Below are 25,300 nucleotides of genomic sequence, written 5' to 3'. Positions count from 1 at the left end.
CGTTCTGGAGCGGTTTGCCCTCATGGTTGTATCAAGATATCTCGGTGACCAGACGCCGTAACCGCCGCACCTTGCCCACCCTCCTGGCCCCGCTCACCCTCGTCGCCGCACTGTCGGGGTGCGGCCTCGTCGGAGGAGGCGGGGACTCCGACTCCACGTCGAAGGGGGGCGGACGCTCGTTCACCGTAGCCGCGGCCGGCGACATTCTGATCCATCCTCAGCTCATCGAGCAGGCGACGGCGGACGCCAAGGAGACCGGCCGGGGGGTCGACGGTCTGGACTTCGGTCCGCTCATGGCCGGGATCAAGCCGGTGATCAGCAAGGCGGACCTGGGCATCTGCCACATGGAGCCGGTGATGGGCAAGCCGAAGGGCCCCTTCGAGAGCTACCCCAACTTCCTCATACCGCCGCAGATAGCCGGGACCATCAAGGACATCGGCTACGACACCTGCTCGACCGCCTCCAACCACTCGATCGACCACGGCTACGCCGGTGTGAAGCGCACCCTCGACACCCTGGACTCCGCGGGCCTCAAGCACACGGGCTCCTTCCGTACCGAGAAGGACGCGCTCACCCCGCTGATCATGGACGTCAAGGGCGTGAAGGTCGCGCAGATCTCCTTCGCCTTCGGCTTCAACGCCCACGAGCTGCCCAAGGACAAGCCGTGGCTGGTCAACCAGAACGACCTGGGCCGGATCAGGACGGCCGAGAAGCGGGCCCGCTCGGCCGGCGCCGAGGTCGTGATCCTCTCCATCCACTGGGGCCGTGAGCACCACCCCAACCCGTCGACCCCGCAGCTCAAGTTCGCCCGGCAGCTGGCCCGGAAGACCGGCATCGACCTGGTCATCGGGCACCACGCGCATGTCGTGCAGCCGATGGAGAAGGTCGACGGCACCTGGATCGTGTACGGCCTCGGCAACCAGGTCGCGCGCCACGACGTGCCGACGGGGCTCACCGAGGAGGGCGTGATCGGCTGGTTCACCTTCACCGAGCACGGCGGCAAGTGGGACGTCGAGGCCCGCTACGAGCCGACCCTCGTGGAGATTCCGCCGGACCCCGAGGCGACCGAGGACGGCACCCCGGCCGAGCCGGCGAAGGGTGACGTCAAGAACTACCGGCTGGTGGACGTCGCGGCGGAGCTCGAGCGCGACGACCTGAGCGACCAGGAGCGGGCCCGTCTCCGGCTGGCCTTCGAGCGGACCGAGGGCACCATGCTCAACCGCGGCGCGGCGAAGGACGGCCTCAAGCCGCTCACGGAACTGCCGGGCTGAGGCCGACCGGCGCGAGGATCCGTGCCCGGCCCGCCTCGGGCCGGGCACTTGCCTTGTCGCGGGCCGCGAGCCGGCGTTCGGGCCCGCCCGTGCCGGCGCCGACGGCCGGCCGGGCGCGGGTTCGCGGCCCGGGCCGCCGGAGCGGTGACGGACCCCATTCGAACCGGAATCGATCGGTCCTGCCCGAACATGCCCGTTCGAAACATTGATGTTGCCCAGATCACTTTTAATCCGTGCAACTTCCTGACTCCTTCGCCGGTCTGACACGCGCAGGGACTCAATTTTCCCAACTGTGCCCCTGTGTCACGCCCGCACCCGCACCCGCAAGCAGGCCGCTTTCGCGCACGCCTGCCCGTACAACCGCTTGAGAGGACCTGTCCGTTGGCGCCATCGCCCCCGGCGCGGCAGCACCGTGCTCGCCGCAGAGCTGATATGTCGCTGCTTGGCGGCATACGACCGCCCATAGCGGTCCTGTCGGCGCTCCTCCTCTCGCTCGCGGCCGTCACGGCGCTCGTGCTCGGTCCGGCCGGTGACACCAGCCTGCCCAAGGCCGTCCAGACGTCCCAGCAGCACTTCGCGGAGGACGGCGCGATCGCCCTGCGTGCCTCCATCGACGAGTCGGTGACCGACCTCGACCGCTCCGCCGCCCTGTTCAGCGCGGGCGCGCCGGTCTCCGGCGACACCGTGCTCGACAAACTGGGCAACACGTACCAGAAGTGGATGGGTACGGCGGTCATCGAGATCCGGTCGGGCAAGCTCGTCGCGACCCGCGGCGAGACCGTCCCGCTGACCTCCCTCGACCGGTCCACGCTCGGCGACGAGGGCGGGCTCGCGCCCCGCATGGTGCGCCTGGAGAACGGCGAGGTCCGGCTGCTGTCCTTCGCGCTGCTGTCCTGGCCGGGCAAGCCGCAGCTGCTTCTCGTCGCCTCCAACAGCCTCAAGTTCCCGGGCATCAGCCTCGGCCAGTTCCGCTCCATCGCGGTCGTGGACCGCTCCGGGGCGATCCTCAGCAGCGACGGCATCCCCGAGCCCGAGCAGGTCCTCACCGACCTCCAGCGCGAAGAGGTCGCCGCGTCCAACAAGCAGCTCAAGTCCTTCGCCAAGACGGCGGCGAGCAAGGCCGGGGAGCACCCGCTCAGCACCAAGGAGCCCGGCTCCGGCGGCTACCTGGGCGTGAGCGGCAGCCTGCTCGGCGGCACGTTCCTCAGCGACCGGTCCGTCGCCGGCTACGCCACGCTCTCCGCGCCGCAGCCCGGCGAGACCACCACCGCGACCGCCCTCGGCCTCACCGTGGTCGCCATGGTGAAGGTCGCCGAGGACCCCACCCGCTCCACCTCCCCCGTCTTCGGACTGCTCGCCGGCGGCGCCCTCCTGATCATCGGCGGCATCGCCGTCGCCGTGCTGCTCGGTACGGTGCAGCGGCCGCTCATCCGGCTCTTCCTGGAGTCGCGCCGCCTCACCCGCGGAGACCTGGCACGCCCGGTGAGCGTCCCCGGCTACGGCGAGGCCCGCCGGATCGGCACGGCCCTGGAAGGGCTGCGCGGCCAGCTGCTCGGCGAAGGCGCCGAGCGGACCGAGGCCGCGCCCCGCCCGCGCGGCCCGCGCCGCATCGGAACCCGCGGCCTGCTCGCCGTCTGCGCCGTCCTGCTGCTCGCCTGGTCGGCCCCGCTGCTGCTCATCCTGAACCGGGCCGACGGCACCGTCGTCGTACCGCAGCAGCTCGTGAACGACCAGCGCGAGCGCACCGACACGCTCACCGACCGGGTGCGCCGCGCGCTCAACGAGGGCGAGGCCGACCTCCAGTCCGTGGCCACGCTGATCGGCGACCGCACCACCCCGGACGACATGACCAAGGTGCTGGACCGCACGCTCAACCAGCACCTGCGCTACCAGTCGCTCTACGTCGTCGACGCCTCCGGCGACGTGGTCGCCCAGGTCGGCGACAAGCCCCGCGAGGCGCGGCCCAAGCCCGCCACCGCCGACCCCATCCAGCTGCTCGGCCAGGGAGGCAAGAAGCCGCTCGTGGTCGGCACCGCCGAGATCCCCGGCCGCGACGGGTCCGCGCTGGTCGGCGAGTTCCGGATCGACTTCCTCAACTCGGTGCTCAAGAGGCCGGGCCTCGGCGTCGTACGCCTCGTCGACGACCAGGGCAAGGTCATCGCGGGCAACACCGGCTACCTCGCCTTCCAGTCGCTGCCCAACCAGCGCCTGAAGGACCTGGTCTTCGCGGCCGGGCAGAAGGTCGGCAAGTCCGCGCACGCCGCCGGTGTGCTCTACCGCGAGGACGGCGTGCAGATCGCCGCCGCGGCTCCCTTCGTGGGAGGCGGCCCGGCCAAGCAGCTCGGCTGGACCGTCGTCAGCTGGCAGCCCGCGGACCGGCTCGCCATCCCCGAGTACGACGTGCAGCACCGCACGGTGCTCGCCGGACTGCTGGGTGCCGCCGCCGCGGCCGCCTGTCTCGGCTGGATGCACATCGTGGTGGCCCGGCCGCTGCGCGCCCTGGCCGGCCAGGCCGAGGCGCTGGCCGGCGGCGACCGCAAGACCGTCCTGTTCCCGCGCAACCACGACGAGGTCGGCGCGGTCACCCGCTCCCTGGAACTCGTCCGCCAGCAGCTCCAGGAACAGCGCAGACAGCAGCCGTCCCCGCGCCGGAGCGCACCCGGCACCGCGCCCCAGCAGCACGTAAGGAACTGATCAGCCGTGCTCTTCCTCTTCACCGTCCTGGTGGTGTGCTGCGCGATCCTGCTGGTGGCGGGCATCGTCGAACAGCGGCGGCACTTCACCAACCTGGACAACATTCCCACCCGGGTGCTGGTCAACGGCATCCGCGGCAAGTCGTCCATCACCCGGCTCTGCGCGGGCGCGCTGCGCGGCGGCGGGCTGACCACGGTCGCCAAGACCACCGGTACGGCGGCCCGGTTCATCCACCCCGACGCCACCGAGGAGCCGGTCTACCGCAAGTTCGGCATCGCCAACGTCGTCGAGCAGATCGGCATCGTCCGGCGCGCGGCGGCGTACAACCCGGACGCCCTGGTCATCGAGTGCATGGCCGTCATGCCGGCCCTCCAGGAGATCAACCAGTCCAAGCTGATCCGCTCCACGATCGGCGTCCTGTGCAACGTCCGCGAGGACCACCTCGCGGAGATGGGCCCCACCCTCGACGACGTGGCCCGCTCGCTCTCCCGGTCCATGCCGGAGGGCGGCATCTGTGTCACCGCCGAGCAGGAGCGCTTCGCGATCCTCCAGGAGGAGGCCGACTCCCGCGACTGCAAGCTGATCTACGCCGACCCGGAAACGGTCTCGGACGAGGAGCTGCGCGGGTTCAGCTGGTTCACCTTCAAGGAGAACGTGGCGATCGCGCTCACCGTCGCCGAACTCCTCGGCGTGGAGCGGGAGACGGCCCTCCAGGGCATGTACGACGCGCCGCCGGACCCCGGTGTCCTCTCCGTCGAGCGGTACGTCACCGAGGACGGCAAGAAGCTCCGCTTCGCGAACGTCTTCGCGGCCAACGACCCCGAGTCGACGCTGATGAACATCAACCAGCTGCTCGATCTCGGCGCCATCCACCGCCCGCTCAACGTGGTGATCAACTGCCGCCCCGACCGCGTCGAGCGCAACGGTCAGATGGGCGAGATCATCCCCGAGCTGGACCCCGAGAAGGTCTTCGTGATCGGCCACCCGGCCAAGAGCGCCATCGACGCGATGCCCGCGGAGTACCGCTCCCGCGCGGTCGACCTCGGCGGCGACCGCCGCGACCCCGAGGAGTTCATGCGCCGGCTGCTCGGTGAGCTCGGCGCGGACAGCTCCCTGGTGGCCATCGGCAACATCCACGGCCAGGGCGAGCACCTGCTGGAGCACCTCGCCGAACTCCCCGCGGACGACAGCGCGGACGACGGCGCGGACGACGGCGCGGACGGGAACGCCGCCGGTGACGCCGGCCGTGCCGACCGTCCCGGCGGCACGGCCGACGAGCCGCGTGTGCCGACGCCGGTGCGCGAGCACGTCGAGACCGTGCAGCTGTACGCGCCGCGGATCGACCCCTACCAGCGGTACTCGGAGGCGTACGAGACGCGGTACGCGCCCCAGACCCACGTCCCCGCACAGCGCACCGCGGCCCAGCCGTACCCCCAGCAGGGTCACCCGCAGCCGACGCCCGAGCAGCAGGGCCGTCCGCGCCGGGGCCGTCCCCAGCAGGGCCAGCCGCAGCCTCAGCAGGGCCACCCGCAGGCCGGGCATCACCAGCAGGGTCACCCGCAGGCGACGCTCGACCAGCGGGGTCAGCCGCAGCAGGGCCAGCCGCAGCAGGGCCGACCGCAGGCGGCGCACCCGCGGACGGACCCGCTGGGTGCGTCCGCGCCGGAGAGCCGTTCGCGGCGGGCGCGTCCCGACTACCCGCAGCAGACACAGCAGAACCAGCTGGAGCAGCCGCACCAGCCGCACCGGTCGGAGCACCCGCACCAGCAGCCGGAGCACCCGCGCCGGAGCCACCAGCCGGAGCAGGTGTACCGGCCCGAGCAGGCCCGTGAGCCCTGGCCGGACGAGTCGCAGGGAGCCGCGGACACACGGCCCCAGCCGCCCGGTTCCGGTGAACAGCCCGGGTCCCGCGGCCTGTTCGAACCCCGCGTACCTCCCACACACCCCGACGACGACCCCCAGCAGTGGCGCAGCCCAGGAGAGCCCCGTTGATCCCCTCCGTCCTCACCCCCGAGATCGCCGCGATCGGCATCGGCCTGGGCCTGATGTTCTCGCTGATCTGCTACCTCACCACCAACCTCTCGCCCGGCGGCATGATCACCCCTGGCTGGCTGGCGCTCACCCTCATCGAGGACCTGCAGCGCGCGGCGCTCGTCCTCGGCGTGACCGTTCTGACGTACGTCACCACCCTGCTGCTCCAGCGCTTCGTGATCCTCTACGGCAAGCGGCTGTTCGCGGCCGTCGTGCTGACCGGCGTACTGATCCAGGCGTCCGTGATCATCGTGCTCCAGATGGAGTTCCCGCTGCTGTACGCCAACCAGACCCTGGGCTTCATCGTCCCCGGTCTCGTCGGCTACCAGCTGGTGCGCCAGCCCAAGGGGGCCACGCTGCTGTCGACCGGTTCGGTCACGCTCGCCACCTACGTCGTGCTGACCGCCGGAATCCTTCTCGGCGCCATGCCGTCCGCCTGAGCCCGCCTCTTTCTTCGGAACCTCTGGAGCCGTCACCATGCCGAAGCGCAAAGGCCGTCCCGTCCTCCACGCGGCCACGGTCCTCGCGCTGCTCGCGGGCAGCGCCTACTTCACCTTCGAACTCCGCAAGGACGAGGAGGCGAAGGTCCCGGCCGTGCAGGCCGTCACCGACAAGCCGGCCCTGGAGAACTCGGGCAAGGCCACCGGCAAGCAGACCTGGGAGCGCCTGAACAACCCGACCCGCTCCGTGCTGCGCGGCGAGAACGGCGACATCCTCGCCACCTTCACGGACGGCGCCCGCACCGCGACCCTCCGGGGCCCCTCCCGCACCCTCACCGAGCCGGCCAACACCCAGTCCCGTGTGGTGACACAGGACTGGGTGCGCCTGATGCCGGAGGCCTGGCGCAAGGGTGCCGAGAAGGAGAAGTGGTTCAAGGACTGGTTCAAGGAGTTCTACGGCAGCGAGGCCGACGACATCTTCGCGATCGCCTTCCAGTACGTCGAGGGGGCGCCGGTGAAGAAGGACGACGAGGGCGTTCCGTACGAGGGCGACGCGATCTTCGGCCCCTTCAAGGAGGACGGCGTCGACCGCCTCGAACAGAACGACTTCTACGACTACCTGGGCATCAACTACACCTTCCGCGACGGCACCTCGATGGTGGCGCGCAAGGAGCGTTACCGCGCCCTGGACTGCTCCGGGTTCATGCGCATGATCTGGGGCTACCGGGCCCGCTATCCGCTGATGGCGACGAATCTCTCCGGCGACGGACTGCCGCGCAGCGCCGACGGCATGGCCCGATCGAAGATCGGCGTCGACATCCTGAAGCTCTCCGGGCCGTCCCCCTGGTACACCCGCCCCAAGAACATCGACGTGGTCCAGCCCGGTGACCTCCTCTTCTTCAAGATGGACCACCGCACCGGCAACCACCTGGACCACGTCGCCCTGTACCTGGGCGTGGACACCGACGGCCACCGTGTCTTCATCTCCAGCCGCAAGGAGGTCAACGGACCGACCATGGGCGACAAGGGCGGTGCCTCCCGGATCGACGGCAACGGCTTCTACGCCGGGCTGCTGCGCAGCGCCAAGCGCCTGTGAGCGGCTGACCGGTGCGGGGGCGGGCCTCGGCGAGCGGCCCGTCCCCGATTAAGGTGAACCGGTGAACGTCGACTGGCTCATACGTGGCCGCGACGGCAGGCTCAGTGCGTACCTGCTGTCGGAGGCCACCGTCCGCTGCCGGGCGGAGCGCGGACCCGGTGGCCCATGGGACCCTCCGCGCACCGTGGGCGGCGCCCAACGCCTGCACCCCGTCATGGCCTTGGGCCAGGGACCCGACCGCTACGCCCATCTGGTCTCCTGGCGTCCGACCGTCCGCGACGAGTCGGGCCTCGTCCACTCGACCCATTTCCGGCCGGACCTCTCCGCCCTCGACTGGAATCCGATCGGTCACCCCGACCGCACCGGGGGCCGGACCGGCAACCCCGCCGTCGCGGTCGACGCGGAGGGGCGTGCCCATGTCTTCGTGCGCAACAAGAGCGGCGGAGTGAGCATGGTCGGCCAGAAGCTGAAGGGCGGCTGGGGTCCCTGGCGCGACCTCAAGGGGCATGACGTCCAAGGGGACCTGGCGGCCGTGACGGGGATGTCCGGCCGAGCCGAGCTGTACGCGGCCGTTCCGGGCGGCGTTCTGCACTGGCGCCAGGAGGAGGCGGGCTCGGTCCCCGCCCTGGACGAGGCGCTGGAGGCACCGGTCCGCCCGGACACCCTGCGCGCGCTCGCGACCTCCGCTGACTCGACGACGCTCTTCTTCACCGACGACTCGGGCGATGTGTGCGCCTGGCGCCCCGGCACCAAGCCCGTGGCCCTCCTGGCCTCGGCCGGCCCGGGTCCCGTCTGCGTCGTCCGCTGCGAACTGGACGGCCACGACTGCACGTTGCTCGCCCAACGCTCGTCGAGCGGACGGGTGGCCTTCGCCGCCTACCCGACCGAGGACGAGTCGGCGGGCGCGTGGTGGACGGAGTCGGGGCCGGAACTCCCCGCCGACGCCCTGGTGTCGCTGACGGAGGACGAGGAGGGCCGCGTGGTCGCCGCGACGCTCTCCCCGGGCACCGGCGAACTCCGGGTCACCCGCCGCAAGGACGAGCCGGGGATCGCCCTGGAGGCATGGCGGGCGGTGTGACGCCGTAGGCCCGGCCAGGTCATCCTGCCCGGGGCACGGCACGCTCGGCACTCCCACGCCGTCCACCCGTCCCGACAACGACGAAAGAGGGCCCCCGCCGAAGCGGAGGCCCTCTTCACGTATGCCGTACGGCCGTTACGCGGGAACCGAAGCCACGCCGGGCTCCAGGAACCGCTTCCCGGTCACACGCTCGGAGACACCCTCACGGTCCAGGTACGGCGTGATGCCGCCCAGGTGGAAGGGCCAGCCGGCACCGGTGATCAGGCAGAGGTCGATGTCCTGAGCCTCGGCGACGACACCCTCGTCGAGCATGAGCCCGATCTCCTGGGCGACCGCGTCGAGGACCCGGGCGCGCACCTGCTCCTCCGTCAGGACGACGTCGCCCTGCTTGAGGAGCGCGGCGACCTCGGGGTCCAGCTCCGGCTTGCCGGAGTCGTAGACGTAGAAGCCGCGCTTGCCCGCCTTGACGACGGCCGCGAGGTTCGGGGAGACCGTGAAGCGGTCCGGGAAGGCCCGGTTGAGGGTCTCCGAGACGTGCAGACCGATCGCGGGACCGACCAGTTCGAGGAGGACCAGCGGGGACATCGGCAGGCCGAGCGGCTCGATGGCCTTCTCGGCGACCTCGACGGACGTGCCCTCGTCGATGACGTTCTGGATCTCGCCCATGAAGCGGGTCAGGATGCGGTTCACGACGAACGCCGGGGCGTCCTTGGTGAGGACCGCGGTCTTCTTCAGCTTCTTGGCGACGGCGAACGCCGTGGCCAGCGAGGCGTCGTCCGTCTGCTCGCCGCGCACGATCTCCAGGAGCGGGAGGATCGCGACCGGGTTGAAGAAGTGGAAGCCGACGACCCGCTCGGGGTTCTTCAGCTTCGACGCCATCTCGCTCACCGACAGCGAGGAGGTGTTGGTGGCGAGGATCGCGTGCGCCGGGGCGACCGCCTCGACCTCCGCGAACACCTGCTGCTTGACGCCGATCTCCTCGAAGACGGCTTCGATGATGAAGTCGGCGTCGGAGAAGCCCTCCGCCTTGTCCAGCACACCGGAGACCAGGGCCTTCAGGCGGTTGGCCTTGTCCTGGTTGACGCGGCCCTTGAGCAGCAGCTTGTCGATCTCGGCGTGGACGTAGCCCACACCCTTGTCGACGCGCTCCTGGTCGATGTCGGTCAGTACGACCGGCACCTCGAGGCGGCGCAGGAAGAGCAGGGCGAGCTGCGAGGCCATCAGGCCGGCGCCGACGACGCCCACCTTGGTGACCGGACGCGCCAGCGACTTGTCCGGCGCACCCGCCGGACGCTTGCCGCGCTTCTGCACCAGGTTGAAGGCGTAGATGCCGGAGCGCAGTTCGCCACCCATGATCAGGTCGGCGAGCGCCACGTCCTCGGCGTCGTACCCCTTCTGCAGGTCGCCGTCCTTGGCCGCGGCGATGATGTCCAGCGCGCGGTAGGCGGCCGGGGCGGCCCCGTGCACCTTGCTGTCGGCGATGAACCGGCCGCGCGCGACGGCCTGGTCCCAGGCCTCGCCGCGGTCGATCTCCGGGCGCTCGACGGCGATCTCGCCCTTGAGGACGGCGGCCGTCCAGAGCAGCGACTGCTCCAGGAAGTCCGCGCCCTCGAACAGCGCGTCGGCGATGCCGAGGTCGTAGACCTGGCCGCCCTTGAGCTGCTTGTTCTGGTTGAGCGAGTTCTCGATGATCACCGAGACGGCCTTGTCCGCACCGATCAGGTTCGGCAGGATCGTGCAGCCGCCCCAGCCGGGGACCAGACCGAGGAAGACCTCGGGCAGCGAGAAGGCCGGCAGGGCCGCGGAGACGGTCCGGTACGAGCAGTGCAGACCGACCTCGACGCCACCGCCCATCGCCGCGCCGTTGTAGTAGGCGAAGGTCGGGACCGCGAGGCCCGACAGACGCTTGAAGACCTCGTGGCCGCCCTTGCCGATGGCGAGGGCGTCCTCGTGCTTCTTCAGCAGCTCGACACCCTTGAGGTCGGCGCCGACCGCGAAGATGAACGGCTTGCCGGTGACACCGATACCGACGATCTCGCCGGCCGCGGCCTCCTTCTCGACCTGGTCGATGGCGGTGTTCAGGTTCGCCAGCGACTGAGGACCGAAGGTGGTCGGCTTGGTGTGGTCGAAGCCGTTGTCCAGGGTGATGAGCGCGAAGCGCCCGGCACCGAACGGCAGGTCGAGGTGGCGTACGTTCGCGGACGTCACGACCTCGTCGGGGAACAGCTCGGCTGCGCCCTTCAGGAGTTCAGCGGTGGTCACTTGTCGCCTCCGGCGTCCTTGTGGTGCGGGTTCTCCCAGATCACCGTGGCGCCCATGCCGAAGCCGACGCACATGGTGGTGAGGCCGTAACGGACCTCCGGCTGCTCCTCGAACTGGCGGGCCAGCTGCGTCATCAGACGGACGCCGGAGGAGGCGAGGGGGTGGCCGTAGGCGATCGCGCCGCCGTACTGGTTGACGCGCGCGTCGTCGTCGGCGATGCCGTAGTGCTCGAGGAAGGCGAGCACCTGGACGGCGAAGGCCTCGTTGATCTCGAAGAGGTTGATGTCCTCGATCGAGAGGCCGGCCTTGGCGAGGGCCTTCTCGGTGGCCGGGATCGGGCCGTAGCCCATGACCTCCGGCTCGACGCCCGCGAAGGCGTACGAGACCAGGCGCATCTTGACCGGCAGGTCGTTCTCGCGGGCGAAGTCCTCGGAGGCGAGGATCGACGCGGTCGCACCGTCGTTCAGACCGGCGGCGTTACCGGCGGTGACGCGGCCGTGGACGCGGAACGGGGTCTTCAGGCCGGACAGGTTCTCCAGCGTGGTGCCCGGACGCATCGGCTCGTCGGCGGTGACCAGGCCCCAGCCCGTCTCACCGACCTCCGCGTTGGTGTTGCGCACCGAGATCGGCACCAGGTCCTGCTGGATCTTGCCGTTGGCGTACGCCTTGGCGGCCTTCTCCTGCGAGCGCACGGCGTACTCGTCGGCGCGCCGCTTGGTGATCGTGGGGTAGCGGTCGTGCAGGTTCTCGGCGGTCATGCCCATGAACAGGGCGGACTCGTCGACCAGCTTCTCGCTGACGAACCGCGGGTTCGGGTCCACGCCCTCGCCCATGGGGTGGCGCCCCATGTGCTCGACACCGCCGGCGATGACGGCGTCGTACGCGCCGAAGGCGATGGAGCCCGCGGTGGCGGTGACGGCGGTCAGCGCGCCCGCGCACATGCGGTCGATGGAGTAGCCGGGGACCGACTGGGGGAGCCCGGCGAGGATGCCGGCCGTGCGGCCCAGGGTCAGACCCTGGTCACCGATCTGCGTGGTCGCCGCGATGGCGACCTCGTCGATCTTCTTGGGGTCAAGACCGGGGTTGCGGCGCAGCAGCTCCCGGATGGCCTTCACGACGAGGTCGTCGGCACGGGTCTCGTGGTAGATGCCCTTCGGGCCCGCCTTGCCGAACGGGGTGCGGACGCCGTCTACGAAGACGACGTCCCTGACGGTACGAGGCACGATGGCTCTCCTCCAGATGCGGGATGGCACTGCTGCGCGGACACACGCCTGAGCGCGCGCTCAGCACCCATGCTACTTACGAGTAACCAACCTGCCCAGTCCCGAGGCCGGGAGCGGCGAAGGTCACATCCGGAAGGGCTGCGTGTTCCCGGCCAAGCCCATCATGCGCGGGCGCCCGGCACCGGCGCGCCGCTCCGGGCCGGCTCTGCGGGCGGGGGCGGCGGACGGTCCGCCTACAGCGGCTCCACCTGCCGCGACGGCGTTCCGGAGGGCGGGGAGGCCAGGAAACCGGGTGGCGCGGTCGGGCGGCCCAGGATCTTGGCGTGAACTCGACGTCCGGTCGAGGTCCCGATTCCGCTTCCAGGGCCCGTTCGGAGCACACGCGGCGCGCGGAGAGGGCGGAAAGCGCGGAGTGCGCGGGCGCGCGGGCGCCGCGGGAGGCGCCCCGGACCGATGGTCCGCATGTTCCGGCCCGCCCCTCGCGGCGCGGGTGTCGCGGTCATCGGCGCGGTCGTCGTCGCCCTGTTCCTGCCGGGCCGTCCGGCGCCCGCGCCAGGGCGTCCTACCGCCTCGGTTCCTAGGCGGCCTTCAGGGACAGCGCGGTCACCAGCACCGGCGTGACCAGCTCGACCTGCCAGGGCCGGGCCCCGTAGCCGGTGAGCGCGGCGCCCACGGACTCGGTGTCCGGTGCCGCGGGCGGCTCCCAGCACACGCGCCGCACGGTGTCCGGGGTGATCAGGTTCTCCTGCGGCATGTTCAGCCGCTCGGCCAGCGCCGATACGGCGGCCCGCGCGGCGGAGAGCCGGGCCGCGGCGGCCGGGTCCTTGTCGGCCCAGGCCCGCGGCGGGGGAGGTCCGGTCACCGGCTGCCCGGGCTGCGGCAGCTCGGCGTCCGGCAACTCCTTGGCCCGTTCGACCGCGGCCTGCCACTGCTCCAGCTGGCGGCGGCCCATGCGGTGCCCGAAGCCGTTCAGGGCGGCCAGGGCGTGCAGGTTGGCGGGCACGGCCAGGGCAGCCTCGACGATCGCCGCGTCCCCGAGCACCTTGCCCGGTGAGATGTCCCGGCGCTGAGCGACCCGGTCCCGGGTCTCCCACAGCTCCCGGACGACGGCCATCTGACGGCGGCGGCGCACCTTGTGCATCCCGGACGTCCGGCGCCAGGGGTCCTTGCGCGGCGGTGCGGGCTCGGCCTGCGCGATCGCGTCGAACTCCTGCCGGGCCCATTCCAGCTTGCCCTGCCGGTCGAGTTCCTTCTCCAGGGCGTCGCGCAGGTCGACGAGGAGTTCCACGTCGAGCGCGGCGTAGCGCAGCCAGGGCTCGGGCAGCGGGCGGGTCGACCAGTCGACGGCGGAGTGCCCCTTCTCCAGGACGAAGCCGAGGACGCTCTCGACCATCGCGCCGAGGCCCACCCGGGGGAACCCGGCCAGGCGTCCGGCCAGCTCGGTGTCGAAGAGGCTGGTGGGGATCATGCCTATCTCGCGGAGACAGGGCAGGTCCTGGGTGGCGGCGTGCAGCACCCACTCGGCCCCGGAGATCGCCTCGCCCAGCCCCGACAGGTCGGGACAGGCGACGGGGTCGATCAGCGCGCTGCCGGCGCCCTCGCGGCGCAGCTGCACGAGATAGGCGCGCTGGCCGTATCGGTACCCGGACGCGCGTTCGGCGTCGACGGCCACCGGGCCGGATCCGGCGGCGAAGGCGGCGATCATCTCGGCTAGCGAGGCGTCGTCGGTGATCACCGGCGGAATGCCTTCTCGGGGCTCAAGCAAAGGGATCGGCGCCGATTCGACGTCGTCCGGAGGGCCGCCTCCGGTGGTTCGCAGTGAGCTGTCTGCTGCGGTCTCTTGGGCGTCGGTCACCTGTCAAGGGTATCTGTGTATGGACAACGCCCGTCGACGGAACGTTCCGTCGACGGGCGTCTGAGGGTCGCAAACCAGTCAGGCAGGTGAAAGATCCGGTTCACGCGCGAGGGGGATGCCGGGGCAGGGGAGGAGGGGGCGGTGTCGGGGAGGGGTCAGTGGATGATTCCGGTCCGCAGGGCCACCGCGACCATTCCGGCACGGTCGCCCGTGCCGAGCTTGCGGGCGATGCGGGCCAGGTGGCTCTTGACGGTCAGCGCGGACAGGCCCATGGAGACGCCGATGGCCTTGTTCGACTGGCCCTCCGCGACCAGGCGCAGGACCTCGACCTCACGTCCGGACAGTTCGCGGTAGCCGCCCGGGTGGCTCGGGGCACCCGGGGGGCGGCGGTGCATACGGGCGGCGGCCGAGCCGATGGGCGCGGCGCCGGGCCGGGTGGGGAGCCCGACGTTCGTACGGGTGCCGGTGACGACGTAGCCCTTGACGCCGCCCGCGAGGGCGTTGCGTACGGCGCCGATGTCGTCGGCGGCGGAGAGGGCGAGGCCGTTGGGCCAGCCGGCGGCTCGGGTTTCGGAAAGGAGGGTGAGGCCGGAACCATCCGGCAGGTGGACATCGGCGACACAGATGTCGCGCGGGTTGCCGATTCGGGGGCGGGCCTCCGCGACGGACGACGCCTCGATGACGTCGCGCACTCCGAGCGCCCACAGATGGCGGGTGACGGTGGAGCGGACCCGGGGGTCGGCCACGACCACCATGGCGGTCGGCTTGTTCGGGCGGTAGGCGACCAGGCTTGCGGGCTGCTCGAGGAGAACGGACACCAGGCCTCCTGGGGTGCGGGACGGGGACCGGCTCTGGGGGGGGGCGAGCCAGGACGAACCGTGCTTTCAAGGTCACAGACGTCTTCGGCATCAAACCCATCGACCTTTAGAGAATGATCACGATGTGGTGAGTAACAATCCGCGCAATTCGGACACGCGATCGATCATCCGAAGATCGAACGATGTCGTTCCACGTCGATACGCGGCCGAAAGTGGTCGTATCGACAAACGGCCCGGTAAGAAAACGGAAAGGGCGCGCGCGTCGGCGCGCGCCCTCTCGGCGGTCAGCGGGACTGTGGTCCCCGGCGCTGCGGAAGGGTGACCACCGAGGCGTCACCCGGAGGCACCGGCGGCAGCCCGGCGAGCTGGCACAGCAGGTCGCACCAGCCCGCGAGGTGCGCGGCCGTGTCCGGAACGCCGCCGAGGCCCTCCCGGGGTGTCCACGACGCGCGGATCTCGATCTGCGAGGCGGCCGGACGCTCCGCTAGCCCGCCGAAATAGTGCGAGCTCGCGCGCGTGACGGTGCCGCTCGCCTCCCCGTACGACAGGCCGCGGGCCTGGAGCGCGCCGGTCAGCCACGACCAGCAGACCTCGGGGAGCAGCGGGTCGGCGGCCATCTCCGGCTCCAGTTCCGCGCGGACGAGCGTCACCAGACGGAAGGAGCCCTGCCAGGCGTCGTGCCCCGCCGGGTCGTGGAGCAGGACGAGGCGGCCGTCGGCCAGATCCTCGTCGTCGGCGACGACCGCGGCCTCCAGCGCGTACGAGTACGGAGCCAGGCGCTGCGGTGGCCGCGTCGGGTCGATCTCGATGTCCGGCCGCAGCCGCGCGGCCCTCAGGCCGTCGACGGCCGCCCGGAAGGGCAACGGGGCCGTGTCCGCCGCATTCCTGTCTTCCTCCTTCGCGTCGTCCATTCCGCCAGCGCCGTCCGACAGTCGTCCCTGAGCCGCAGCCATGCGGGGAAGATTAAGGGGAACGGAGCCCGCGCGCAGGGAGAGACACCCGTGCGTGGGACCCCTGTCCGGATCACGCCACGTGAACGCGGTCGCCCGGGCGGGTGCTCCCGGGTGCCGGAGCGGTGGCGGCCGGGCGGCCCGGAGCCCGGGACGGTGACGTCCGTGAGCCGTGGGAGACTTTCCGTCGTGAGCGCCAACCACAGCCCCGCCGGGCAGCAGCCGACAGCCACGTACGAGTCCGCCTTCCTCAAGGCGTGCAGGCGCGAGCCCGTGCCGCACACGCCCGTGTGGTTCATGCGGCAGGCCGGTCGCTCACTGCCCGAGTACCTCAAGGTGCGCGAGGGCATCCCCATGCTGGAGTCCTGCATGCGGCCCGACCTGGTCGCCGAGATCACGCTCCAGCCGGTCCGCCGGCACGGCGTGGACGCGGCGATCTACTTCAGCGACATCGTCGTCCCGCTGAAGGCCATCGGCGTCGACCTGGACATCAAGCCGGGCGTCGGCCCCGTCGTCCAGAACCCGATCCGCACCCGCGCCGACCTGGCCCAGCTGCGCGATCTGACCCCCGAGGACGTCTGGTACGTCACCGAGGCGATCCAGCTCCTGACGGCCGAGCTCGGCGAGACCCCCCTCATCGGTTTCGCGGGCGCGCCTTTCACCCTCGCGAGTTACCTCGTGGAGGGCGGTCCGTCCAAGAACCACGAGCACACCAAGGCGCTCATGTACGGCGACCCGCAGCTGTGGGCCGACCTGCTCGACCGTCTCGCCGAGATCACCTCCGCCTTCCTCAAGGTGCAGATCGAGGCGGGAGCGAGCGCCGTCCAGCTCTTCGACTCCTGGGTCGGCGCCCTGGCTCCCGCCGACTACCGCCGCTCGGTGATGCCCGCGTCCGCCAAGGTCTTCGACGCCGTCGCCGCGTACGGCGTCCCGCGCATCCACTTCGGCGTCGGCACCGGTGAGCTGCTCGGCCTCATGGGCGAGGCGGGCGCGGACGTGGTCGGCGTCGACTGGCGCGTCCCGCTCGACGAGGCCGCCCGCCGCGTCGGTCCCGACAAGGCGCTGCAGGGCAACCTCGACCCCGCGGTCCTGTTCGCCCCCACCGAAGCCGTCGAGGCCAAGACCCGCGAGGTGCTCGACGCCGCCGCCGGTCTGGAGGGCCATGTCTTCAACCTCGGCCACGGCGTCCTGCCCAGCATGAACCCGGACGCGCTGACCCACCTCGTGGAGTACGTGCACACGCAGACGGCTCGCTAGAGCCCGTTCCCGGACCGTCCCCGGAGCGGACCGGTTCACCAGCCGTGCCGTGCCCGTCTGCCCCACAGCAGGCGGCGCGGCTCGGGCGGTGGCGGGGTGCCGGGGCGCAGCGGCCAGGCCAGGAGCATGCCGGCGAGGAAGCCGACGACATGCGCCTCGTAGGCCACCGTGCCCGCGGCGGGCACCGCGGCGCCGGACGAGTACGCCGCCTGGAGCGCGAACCAGAAGCCCAGCACGAGCCACGCGGGCAGCCGGAGCGGCAGGAACACCAGGAACGGGACGAGAACCCAGACCCTGGCCTTGGGATACAGCACCAGATAGGCGCCGAGGACCCCGGCGATCGCCCCCGAGGCGCCGATCAGCGGGTCGCCCGAGTCGGCGTTCACCAGCGCGAAGCCGTACGCCGCCGCGAAACCGCACGCGACGTAGAACAGCGTGAACCGCACATGTCCGAGCCGGTCCTCGATGTTGTTGCCGAAGATCAGCAGGAAGAGCATGTTGCCCAGCAGGTGCAGCCAGCTTCCGTGCAGGAACATCGCCGTGACCACCGACAGCGGCGGCGACTTGTCGTAGTCCGGCGGGCCCACTACACAGCCCGACCCGTGCGGACCGGCACCGACGTCACCGGTCGGCACCAGGCGGGGCATGTGATGGTGGATCAGTTCCTGCGGCACGGCGGCGTAGTGGTCCAGGAACGCGTGCAGATGACACAGCTGCGAGAGCGCGCTGTCCCCCGCCACCGATCCGGCGAGACCGGGGGTGTAGAGGAACACGAGGACATTGGCGGCGATCAGCGCGTACGTCACATAGGGCGTGCGCCGCACCGGGTTCACGTCATGGACGGGTATGACCACGAGGAAGTACTGCCCCCGATGTGCCGGGCGAATCCGTGCTCCACCGGGCCCGGAGCGGTGCCCGGCCGGCCCGGCGGCCGGTGCGGTCTCCCACTGAACACATGTGCCCCCGCAGCCGTATGTCTCCTCAACCGCCCGCGCCGCGACGAAGACGCGACGCGGGTTCGACGCGACGACGTGAAGACGTGAGGACACAGGCGATGAGCGACCGAGTTACTCCTCCGATGCATGCCCTGCCCGACGGTGAGGCGGAAATCGCCCTGGTGCTGCACCTCCCCTGGGAGGACGTCGCCGCGCTCGGCCAGGAGGCGGGACGCCTCGCGGCGCGGATGCAGCGGCCCGTGACCCTGGACGAGGCCGTCAGTCATCGGCTGCGGTCCTCCCGGTCGGCGGCGCACGCGAAGCCGGCCCAGACACCCCCCGCGGTCGCCCCGCCGGCCTCGGTCTCCTCGCTGCCGGCCCGGCCGCCCGCGGAGCAGGCCCGGCAGGCGATAGACCGGATCAACGGGACGGCAGGGCACGAGTCCGCGTGACCGGGCGCGTGGGCCGTCGCGGGCCGTAGACCGGGCGCCGTCCCCGCCCGGCAAGCCGGCGTTTCTTCGCGCGCCCGTCACCGGTCGCCGTGCCGCACCTTCGCCACTGCTTTGCGGGCCGCCACCAGGACGGGGTCCCAGACCGGCGAGAAGGGCGGCGCGTAGCCGAGATCCAGCATCGTCATCTGTTCCACCGTCATGCCCGCGGTCAGCGCCACGGCCGCGATGTCCACGCGCTTCGCCGCGCCCTCCCGGCCGACGATCTGCACGCCGAGCAGCCGCCCCGTGCGGCGCTCCGCGAGCATCTTCACCGTCATGAGGGCGGCGTCCGGGTAGTAGCCCGCGCGGCTCGTCGACTCGATGGTGACGGTCTCGAACCGCAGGCCCGCGCGGTGCGCGTCCTTCTCGCGCAGCCCGGTGCGGGCGATCTCCAGATCGCAGACCTTGCTCACGGCCGTGCCGACCACCCCGGGGAAGGTGGCGTATCCGCCGGCCACGTTGGAGCCGATCACCTGCCCGTGCTTGTTCGCGTGGGTGCCCAGCGCGATGTGCCGCTCGCGGCCCGAGACCAGGTCGAGCACCTCGACGCAGTCGCCGCCCGCCCAGATGTCCTCGTGCCCGCGCACCCGCATCGCCAGGTCGGTGAGCAGCCCGCCGTGCTCGCCGAGGGGCAGCCCCGCCGCCCGGGCGAGCGTCGTCTCGGGGCGCACGCCGATGCCGAGCACCACCACGTCCGCCGGGTACGTGGCGTCCTTCGTGACGACCGCGCTGACCCGTCCTTCGTCGCCGGTGCGGAACGCGGTGACCTCGGCGTCGTCGACCATGGTGATCCCGAGGCCCTCCATGGCGGTGTGCACCAGGCGGCCCATGTCCGGGTCGAGCGTGGACATGGGCTCCTTGCCGCGGTTGACGACCGTCACCTCGTACCCGCGATTGATGAGCGCCTCGGCCATCTCCACGCCGATGTATCCCGCGCCGACGACCACGGCGCGGCGGCCCCCGGCCGCCGCCAGCGAGTCGAGCAGGGCCTGTCCGTCGTCCAGGGTCTGCACGCCGTGCACGCCCGGCGCGTCGGCTCCCGGCAGGTCGGGGCGGACCGGACGCGCGCCCGTCGCGATCACGAGTCTGTCGTACGACGTCCACTCCTCGGCCCCGCTGCCGAGGTCCCGGGAGCGCACCCGGGCGCCCGCGACGTCGATCTCCGTGACCTCCGTGCGCATCCGCAGATCGATGGCGCGCCTGCGGTGCTCCTCGGGCGTCCGCGCGATCAGCCGGTCGCGATCGGAGACGTCGCCGCCCACCCAGTACGGGATGCCGCACGCCGAGTAGGACGTGAAGTGGCCCCGCTCGAACGCCACGATCTCCAGCTCGTCGGGGCCGCGCAGCCGGCGCGCCTGTGACGCGGCGGACATGCCCGCCGCGTCACCGCCGATCACGACCAGTCGTTCCCGGGCCCCGCCACTGCCGCTCGTACCGTTCACGCTCATACGAACACGCTACGGGGGCCCGGCATTTCAGTCCTCCTCGCCGCCTTCCGCGGCTCCGCGGCGCGCGGGCGGGGCGGCCTCCGGCGCGGCCTCGCCGGCCGGAGCCGGAGCCGGAGCCGGAGCCGGAGCCGGAGCCGGAGCCGGAGCCGGAGCCGCAGCCGGAGCCTGAGTCGGGTCGGGAGCCGGGCGGGAAGCCGGAACCGGGGCCGCCGACGCCCACCCGGCGGCACTCGGGGCCGGACCCGAAGCCACTGCCCGGGCCGGGCGGCGGGGCAGCCGGGGACGCACGACACGCATCCACACCAGGACGATCAGCGCCAGCACCGCGGCGAAGGGGAGCAGCGCCCCGATCGCCAGGGCCAGCCAGCGCACCACGGTGACCAGTACGTCCCAGCCGCCCTGGAGCGCGTCCAGGAAGCCCGGGTCCTCGTCCTTCTTCTCGGCCTTCTTCACCGGGGTCTCGGACAGCGAGAGGGTGATCGTGGCCAGGCTCGTGCGGTCCTTCAGCGACGCCTGCTGGGCGAGCAGCGATTCCAGGTCGGCCTGCCGGCTGCTCAACTCCCCTTCCAGGGCGACGACATCACTCAGTTTGGTCGCCTGGTCCATCAGTTCGCGGACCCGGGCCACGCTGGCGCGCTGCGACTTGACGCGGCTCTCCACGTCCACGACCTGATCGGTGACGTCCTGCGCCTTGGCCGTCCGCTCGACGACCTTGCCGGCGCCCTCCAGATCGGCGAGCACCTGGTCATACCGCTCGGTGGGCACCCGCAGGACGACGCGCGTGCGCTCGTGCCCCCTGCCGTCACGGGTGGTGGTCTCGTTGCCGACATAGCCGCCCGCGTTCTCGGCCGTCGCCCGGGCGTCGTCCAGGGCCTTCGCCACCTCCTTGACCTCGACGGTCAGGGAGGCGGTGCGGATGATGCGGTTAACCGTCACCTTGGGCGGGGCGGCCTTGCGTCCGGTCGAGCTGTCGCTCCCGGCCGCGCCCGAGTCCGCCCTCTCCGCGGGGCCGGCCTTCGCGTCTCCGGCGTCCTGGGCGTACCCCTTGTCGCTGCTGCTGCCGGCCGAATCGTCGGCTGCGCCGCATCCCGTCAGCGCGAGCGCGGTGACGAGGAACATCCCCGCCAGGACCCGGGCCGGGCGGGCGGTGCGTCCTGATGCTGGTGAGACGGACGAGACGGGTGGCACGGGCCGTGCCGGACGTCCGGAGCTGCGTGTGAGCATGCGGGCTACCCCCAGGGTGGTGACGAGTGACGGTCCTTCGACGCCGGACCGGCACCGGACGTTGGCGGGATCCGGTCCCGATGCGGTCACGGTCCGGACTCGCTCGGGACACCGGGCTCCCCGCCGGAGGTGCCGGCGGGGTTTGAGAAGGTGGAGTCATGCGCGAAGAGGACACTTCTACGGGTTCGGGACACGTCGTGGTCGTCGGCGGGGGGATCGCGGGACTGGCCGCCGCCCACCGCCTGCTGGGGCGGGGCGCGCGCGTCACCGTCCTGGAGGCGTCGGACCGCGTCGGCGGCAAGCTGCTCCCCGGCGAGATCGCGGGCGCCCGCGTGGACCTCGGCGCCGAGTCGATGCTGGCGCGCCGCCCGGAGGCCGTGGACCTCGCCCGCGAGGCCGGACTCGGCGACCGCCTCCAGCCGCCCGCCACCGCGACGGCCTCCCTGTGGAACCGCGGCGTCCTGCGCCCCATGCCCAAGGGCCACGTCATGGGCGTTCCCGGCAGCGCCTCCGCCGTCGCCGGCGTCCTCTCCGAAGAGGGCCTGCGCCGCATCGAGCGGGACGCCGACCTGCCCCGCACGGAGGTGGGCGACGACATCGCCGTGGGCGAGTACGTGGCGGCACGCCTCGGCCGCGAGGTCGTCGACCGTCTCGTCGAACCGCTCCTCGGCGGCGTGTACGCGGGCGACGCCTACCGCCTCTCCCTGCGTCTCGCCGTCCCCCAGCTCTACGCCGCCGCCCGTACGCACACCTCCCTCACCGAGGCCGTCCGCGAGATCCAGGCCAAGGCGGCCGCCGCCGGGCAGACCGGCCCGGTGTTCATGGGCATCGACGGCGGAGTGGGTCAACTGCCCCTCGCCGTCGCCGAGTCCGTGACGGCACGCGGGGGCGAGATCCTCACCGGGACGCCGGTGACCGAGCTGCGCAGGACAGTGTCGGCCGAGTCCGCCACCGGTGAGAGGCCGCGCGCCGTCTGGCGCGTCGTCGCCGGAGGCCGTGTCCTGCACGCCGACGCGGTCGTCCTGGCGCTGCCCGCCCCGGCCGCCGCCGGGCTGCTGCGGGCCGAGGCCCCCGCCGCCGCGGCCGAGCTGGCCACCGTGGAGTACGCGTCGATGGCCCTGGTGACCCTCGCCTACCGCAGCGGCGACATCACCCTCCCCGAGGGAAGCGGTTTTCTGGTGCCGCCGGTCGACGGGCACACCATCAAGGCGTCCACCTTCGCCTCCCGCAAGTGGGGCTGGATCGCCGACCAGGACCCCGGTCTGCTGGTGCTGCGCACCTCCGTCGGACGGTACGGCGAGACGGAGGTGCTCGGCCGGGCGGACGCCGACCTCGTCCAGGTGTCCCGGCACGACCTGCGGGAGGCGATCGGGATCGACGCCGACCCGGTGGCGACCCGGGTGACGCGCTGGGACGACGGACTGCCCCAGTACCCCGTCGGTCACCACGCGCGCGTGGCCCGCGTCCGCGAGCACGTCGGCAGACTCCCGGGCCTCGCCGTGTGCGGCGCGGCGTACGACGGGGTCGGCATCCCCGCCTGCATCGCGTCCGCGTACGCGGCCGTCGACCGGCTCGGCGGCGACGACGGCGCCCTGGACGCGCTGCGGACCGACCCGGTGCAGAGCCTGCACGGCGGCGCGGGAGAATAGCCGCATGAGTGACGACGCCCCCACCACCGAGTCCGGCAGGGTCCCGAACAAGGGCAAGCTGGCCAAGGACCTCAACGAGACCATTCGCTACACCCTGTGGTCCGTCTTCCGGCTGAAGGACGTGCTGCCCGAGGACCGCGCCGGATACGCCGACGAGGTCCAGGAGCTGTTCGACCAGCTCGCCGCGAAGGATGTCACCGTCCGCGGCACGTACGACGTGTCGGGGCTGCGCGCCGACGCCGACGTCATGATCTGGTGGCACGCCGAGACCAGCGACCAGCTCCAGGAGGCGTACAACCTCTTCCGGCGCACCCGGCTGGGCCGCGCTCTGGAGCCGGTCTGGTCGAACATGGCGCTGCACCGGCCCGCCGAGTTCAACCGCTCGCACATCCCGGCGTTCCTCGCCGACGAGACGCCGCGCGACTACGTCAGCGTCTACCCGTTCGTGCGCTCCTACGACTGGTACCTGCTGGCCGACGAGGACCGCCGCCGTATGCTCGCCGACCACGGCAAGATGGCCCGCGGCTACCCCGACGTGCGCGCGAACACGGTCGCCTCGTTCTCGCTCGGCGACTACGAGTGGATCCTCGCCTTCGAGGCCGACGAGCTCTACCGCATCGTCGACCTCATGCGCCACCTGCGCGCCTCCGAGGCCCGGATGCACGTCCGCGAAGAGGTCCCGTTCTACACCGGCCGCCGCAAGGACGTCGCCGAGCTGGTCGCGGGCCTCGCCTGATCCGCACCACGAGAAGGCGGGCGCCCCAAGGGGGACGCCCGCCTTCCGGTGTTCGTGACCGCTGTCAGGGCGCCTGCCGGACGGTCTTCGCCGTCGCGACGCGCGCGGAGGCCTTCGACGCCGCCGCACCCTTCGATTCCTTCGCGCCCTCGGTGCCCCGCGCACGACGGTCCGGTGCCTGCGGCTTCGGCTCCGCGTGCGGCGCGCACGCCGCGCTCCGCTCGGGCAGCCTGCCCTCCAGCAAGTAGGCGTTCAGATAGCCGTTGACGCACTTGTTGGGGCCGCCGCCGATGCCGTGCGTACCGGCGCCGTTCTCGGTCACCAGCACCGAGCCCCACAGCCGCCGCTGCAACTCCTTGGCGCCCTCGTACGGTGTCGCCGCGTCCCGCTCGGCGGCCAGGATCAGCGTCGGCGGCAGCTCCCCGGGCAGCGTCCGCACGTCGAGCGGCCTCTGCCGCGGCCCGGACCAGTACGCGCACGGCAGGTTCAGCCATACGTTGTCCCAGGTCTCGAACGGCGCGACCTCCGCGAGACGCGTGTTGTCGCGGTCCCAGATGCGCCAGTCGGTCGGCCAGGACGCGTCGTTGCACTCCACCGCGGTGTAGACCGCGCTGCCGTTCTCCTGCTCGGCCGCCGCCTCCGGATGCGGTCCCGCCACCTGGACCAGCGGCTTCGGGTCACCCTTCAGATAGGCGGACAGCGCCAGCGCGCGCTGCGGCCAGTAGTCGTCGTAGTACCCGGCCTGCAGGAACGCGCCCTGCAGCTGCGCCGGCCCCACCTTGCCGCCCGCGGGCTTGGCGGCGAGCTGCGCCCGCGCCTTCTCGTAGGAACGCAGCACTTCCTCGGGCGTCCGGCCGAGCCCGTACACCTTGTCGTGCCGGGCCATCCACGCGCGGAAGTCCGCCCAGCGGACCTCGAACGCGGACGACTGGTCGAGGTTGTTCCGGTACCAGATCTTCTCGGGGTCGGGGTTCACCGCCGAGTCGAAGACCATCCGGCGTACATGCGAGGGGAAGAGCGTCGCGTACAGGGAGCCGAAGTACGTCCCGTACGAGGCACCCATGAAGGTCAGCTTCCGCTCACCGAGCGCGGCGCGCAGCACGTCCAGGTCGCGCGCGTTGTTGAGCGAGGTGTAGTGGCGCAGGCCGGGGCCCGAACGGAGGGCACAGCCGCGGGCGTACGCCTTCGCCTCCGCGATCCGTTCCTTCTTGTACGACTCCGAGGGGAACGTCGGGGAGTGCAGGGGTGCCTTCAGCAGGCGCCTCGGGTCCCGGCAGGACAGCGGCGCGGAGCGGTCCACGCCGCGCGGGGCGTAGCCGACGAGGTCGTACGCCGCCCCGATCGGCTTCCATTCGGGGAGGAAGCCGATCAGCGGGAAGTACATGCCGGAGGCCCCGGGACCGCCGGGGTTGTACACGAGGGCGCCCTGGCGCGGCACCTTGTGCTTCGAGTTGTGCGGGTCCTTGCCGGTGGCCTTGACGCGGCTGACGGTCAGTTTGATCCGCTTGCCGTCGGGGAGGGCGTAGTCGAGGGGCACCGTCACCGTGCCGCACTGGAGATTGCCCGGCAGACGCTCTTCCTTGGCGCACTTGCCGAAGCGGACGCCTGCGGCCGCGGCGCGCTGGGCGGCGACGGCGGTACCGCGCGCCTCGGCGGAGCCGGCCGGGGCGGGCCAGGCCGGCGCGCCACCCGCCGGAGCGGCGACGAGACCGGTCAGGAGCAAGGACCCTGCGGTTCCGTGGAGGACGGCAGCTCTCATCGCGAATCCCTTCAGCGCACGGCAGCGACAAAAAGGATGTTTCGTTCGGCGGTTGGCGAAGTAAAGCACCGGCCGCCGGTGTC

At 71.8% G+C, this 25,300-nt stretch carries 19 protein-coding genes; 10 read left to right on the top strand and 9 right to left on the bottom strand.

Annotation, left to right across the window (positions count from 1 at the left end):
- The first annotated feature begins 44 nt into the window (after positions 1–44).
- The 6 genes from OOK38_RS03560 (at position 45) to OOK38_RS03535 (ending at position 8,610) form a co-directional block, all read left to right on the top strand.
- Positions 45–1,271 (top strand): CapA family protein, encoded by a 1,227-nt coding sequence (locus OOK38_RS03560; protein WP_266763534.1) that lies wholly within the window; start codon positions 45–47, stop codon positions 1,269–1,271.
- 432 nt (positions 1,272–1,703) lie between these two features.
- Positions 1,704–3,965, top strand: coding sequence for a cache and HAMP domain-containing protein (locus OOK38_RS03555; RefSeq protein ID WP_266763535.1), 2,262 nt, complete (start codon positions 1,704–1,706; stop codon positions 3,963–3,965).
- A gap of 6 nt (positions 3,966–3,971) precedes the next feature.
- Entirely contained in the window at positions 3,972–5,957 is a 1,986-nt protein-coding gene (gene pgsB / locus OOK38_RS03550) for a poly-gamma-glutamate synthase PgsB (protein ID WP_266763536.1), read from the top strand.
- Complete coding sequence (locus OOK38_RS03545) at positions 5,954–6,436, top strand: poly-gamma-glutamate biosynthesis protein PgsC/CapC (protein ID WP_266763537.1); 483 nt, start codon at positions 5,954–5,956, stop codon at positions 6,434–6,436. Before pgsB ends, OOK38_RS03545 begins: the two co-directional genes overlap by 4 nt.
- A gap of 37 nt (positions 6,437–6,473) precedes the next feature.
- Positions 6,474–7,532: an NlpC/P60 family protein gene (locus OOK38_RS03540; RefSeq protein WP_266763538.1), complete on the top strand. Its 1,059-nt coding sequence runs from the start codon at positions 6,474–6,476 to the stop codon at positions 7,530–7,532.
- A gap of 61 nt (positions 7,533–7,593) precedes the next feature.
- A complete protein-coding gene (locus OOK38_RS03535; protein ID WP_266763539.1) occupies positions 7,594–8,610 on the top strand; it encodes a hypothetical protein in 1,017 nt (338 codons plus the stop codon).
- Positions 8,611–8,745: 135 nt separating this feature from the next.
- On the opposite strand, the gene OOK38_RS03530 is transcribed toward OOK38_RS03535, so the two are convergent.
- The 5 genes from OOK38_RS03530 to OOK38_RS03510 form a co-directional block, all read right to left on the bottom strand.
- Positions 8,746–10,872, bottom strand: a complete 2,127-nt coding sequence (locus OOK38_RS03530) for a 3-hydroxyacyl-CoA dehydrogenase NAD-binding domain-containing protein (protein ID WP_266763540.1) — start codon at positions 10,870–10,872, stop codon at positions 8,746–8,748.
- Entirely contained in the window at positions 10,869–12,095 is a 1,227-nt protein-coding gene (locus tag OOK38_RS03525; RefSeq protein WP_266763541.1) for an acetyl-CoA C-acyltransferase, read from the bottom strand. The genes OOK38_RS03530 and OOK38_RS03525 overlap by 4 nt, the downstream gene beginning before the upstream one ends.
- A gap of 577 nt (positions 12,096–12,672) precedes the next feature.
- Entirely contained in the window at positions 12,673–13,950 is a 1,278-nt protein-coding gene (locus OOK38_RS03520) for a ribonuclease D (protein WP_266763542.1), read from the bottom strand.
- 155 nt (positions 13,951–14,105) lie between these two features.
- Positions 14,106–14,768 (bottom strand): response regulator transcription factor, encoded by a 663-nt coding sequence (locus tag OOK38_RS03515; RefSeq protein WP_019073943.1) that lies wholly within the window; start codon positions 14,766–14,768, stop codon positions 14,106–14,108.
- Between the two features lie 284 nt (positions 14,769–15,052).
- Positions 15,053–15,721, bottom strand: a complete 669-nt coding sequence (locus OOK38_RS03510; RefSeq protein WP_266848092.1) for a DUF3000 domain-containing protein — start codon at positions 15,719–15,721, stop codon at positions 15,053–15,055.
- A 186-nt stretch (positions 15,722–15,907) separates the two neighbouring features.
- On the opposite strand from OOK38_RS03510, the gene hemE reads away from it, so the two are divergent.
- Complete coding sequence (gene hemE, locus OOK38_RS03505; RefSeq protein WP_266763543.1) at positions 15,908–16,975, top strand: uroporphyrinogen decarboxylase; 1,068 nt, start codon at positions 15,908–15,910, stop codon at positions 16,973–16,975.
- Between the two features lie 35 nt (positions 16,976–17,010).
- Here the strand turns inward: hemE and OOK38_RS03500 are convergent, their stop codons facing one another.
- Positions 17,011–17,829, bottom strand: a complete 819-nt coding sequence (locus tag OOK38_RS03500) for a rhomboid family intramembrane serine protease (protein WP_266763544.1) — start codon at positions 17,827–17,829, stop codon at positions 17,011–17,013.
- 200 nt (positions 17,830–18,029) lie between these two features.
- On the opposite strand from OOK38_RS03500, the gene OOK38_RS03495 reads away from it, so the two are divergent.
- Positions 18,030–18,362: a hypothetical protein gene (locus tag OOK38_RS03495; RefSeq protein ID WP_266763545.1), complete on the top strand. Its 333-nt coding sequence runs from the start codon at positions 18,030–18,032 to the stop codon at positions 18,360–18,362.
- Between the two features lie 77 nt (positions 18,363–18,439).
- Here the strand turns inward: OOK38_RS03495 and OOK38_RS03490 are convergent, their stop codons facing one another.
- Together OOK38_RS03490 and OOK38_RS03485 are read right to left on the bottom strand one after the other, a co-directional pair.
- Positions 18,440–19,849 (bottom strand): FAD-dependent oxidoreductase, encoded by a 1,410-nt coding sequence (locus tag OOK38_RS03490; protein WP_266763546.1) that lies wholly within the window; start codon positions 19,847–19,849, stop codon positions 18,440–18,442.
- Between the two features lie 27 nt (positions 19,850–19,876).
- On the bottom strand, positions 19,877–20,968 hold the full coding sequence (locus OOK38_RS03485; protein ID WP_266765900.1) for a DUF4349 domain-containing protein: 1,092 nt from the start codon (positions 20,966–20,968) through the stop codon (positions 19,877–19,879).
- 263 nt (positions 20,969–21,231) lie between these two features.
- Here OOK38_RS03485 and hemG point away from each other — a divergent pair, with 263 nt between their 5' ends.
- Together hemG and hemQ are read left to right on the top strand one after the other, a co-directional pair.
- Positions 21,232–22,722 (top strand): protoporphyrinogen oxidase, encoded by a 1,491-nt coding sequence (gene hemG, locus OOK38_RS03480; protein ID WP_266763547.1) that lies wholly within the window; start codon positions 21,232–21,234, stop codon positions 22,720–22,722.
- Positions 22,723–22,726: 4 nt separating this feature from the next.
- The gene (gene hemQ, locus OOK38_RS03475) at positions 22,727–23,458 is read left to right on the top strand and encodes a hydrogen peroxide-dependent heme synthase (RefSeq protein ID WP_266763548.1); all 732 of its coding nucleotides are present in this window, start codon (positions 22,727–22,729) and stop codon (positions 23,456–23,458) included.
- A 64-nt stretch (positions 23,459–23,522) separates the two neighbouring features.
- Here hemQ and OOK38_RS03470 read toward each other — a convergent pair whose 3' ends face one another.
- Entirely contained in the window at positions 23,523–25,217 is a 1,695-nt protein-coding gene (locus tag OOK38_RS03470; RefSeq protein WP_266763549.1) for an alpha/beta hydrolase, read from the bottom strand.
- Positions 25,218–25,300: the final 83 nt, after the last annotated feature.

Origin of the sequence: Streptomyces sp. NBC_00568 (assembly GCF_026341855.1) — a bacterium.
Classification (GTDB): domain Bacteria; phylum Actinomycetota; class Actinomycetes; order Streptomycetales; family Streptomycetaceae; genus Streptomyces.
The sequence above is the reverse complement of the archived record's forward strand: the minus strand, read 5'-3'. Positions and strand labels throughout refer to the sequence as shown.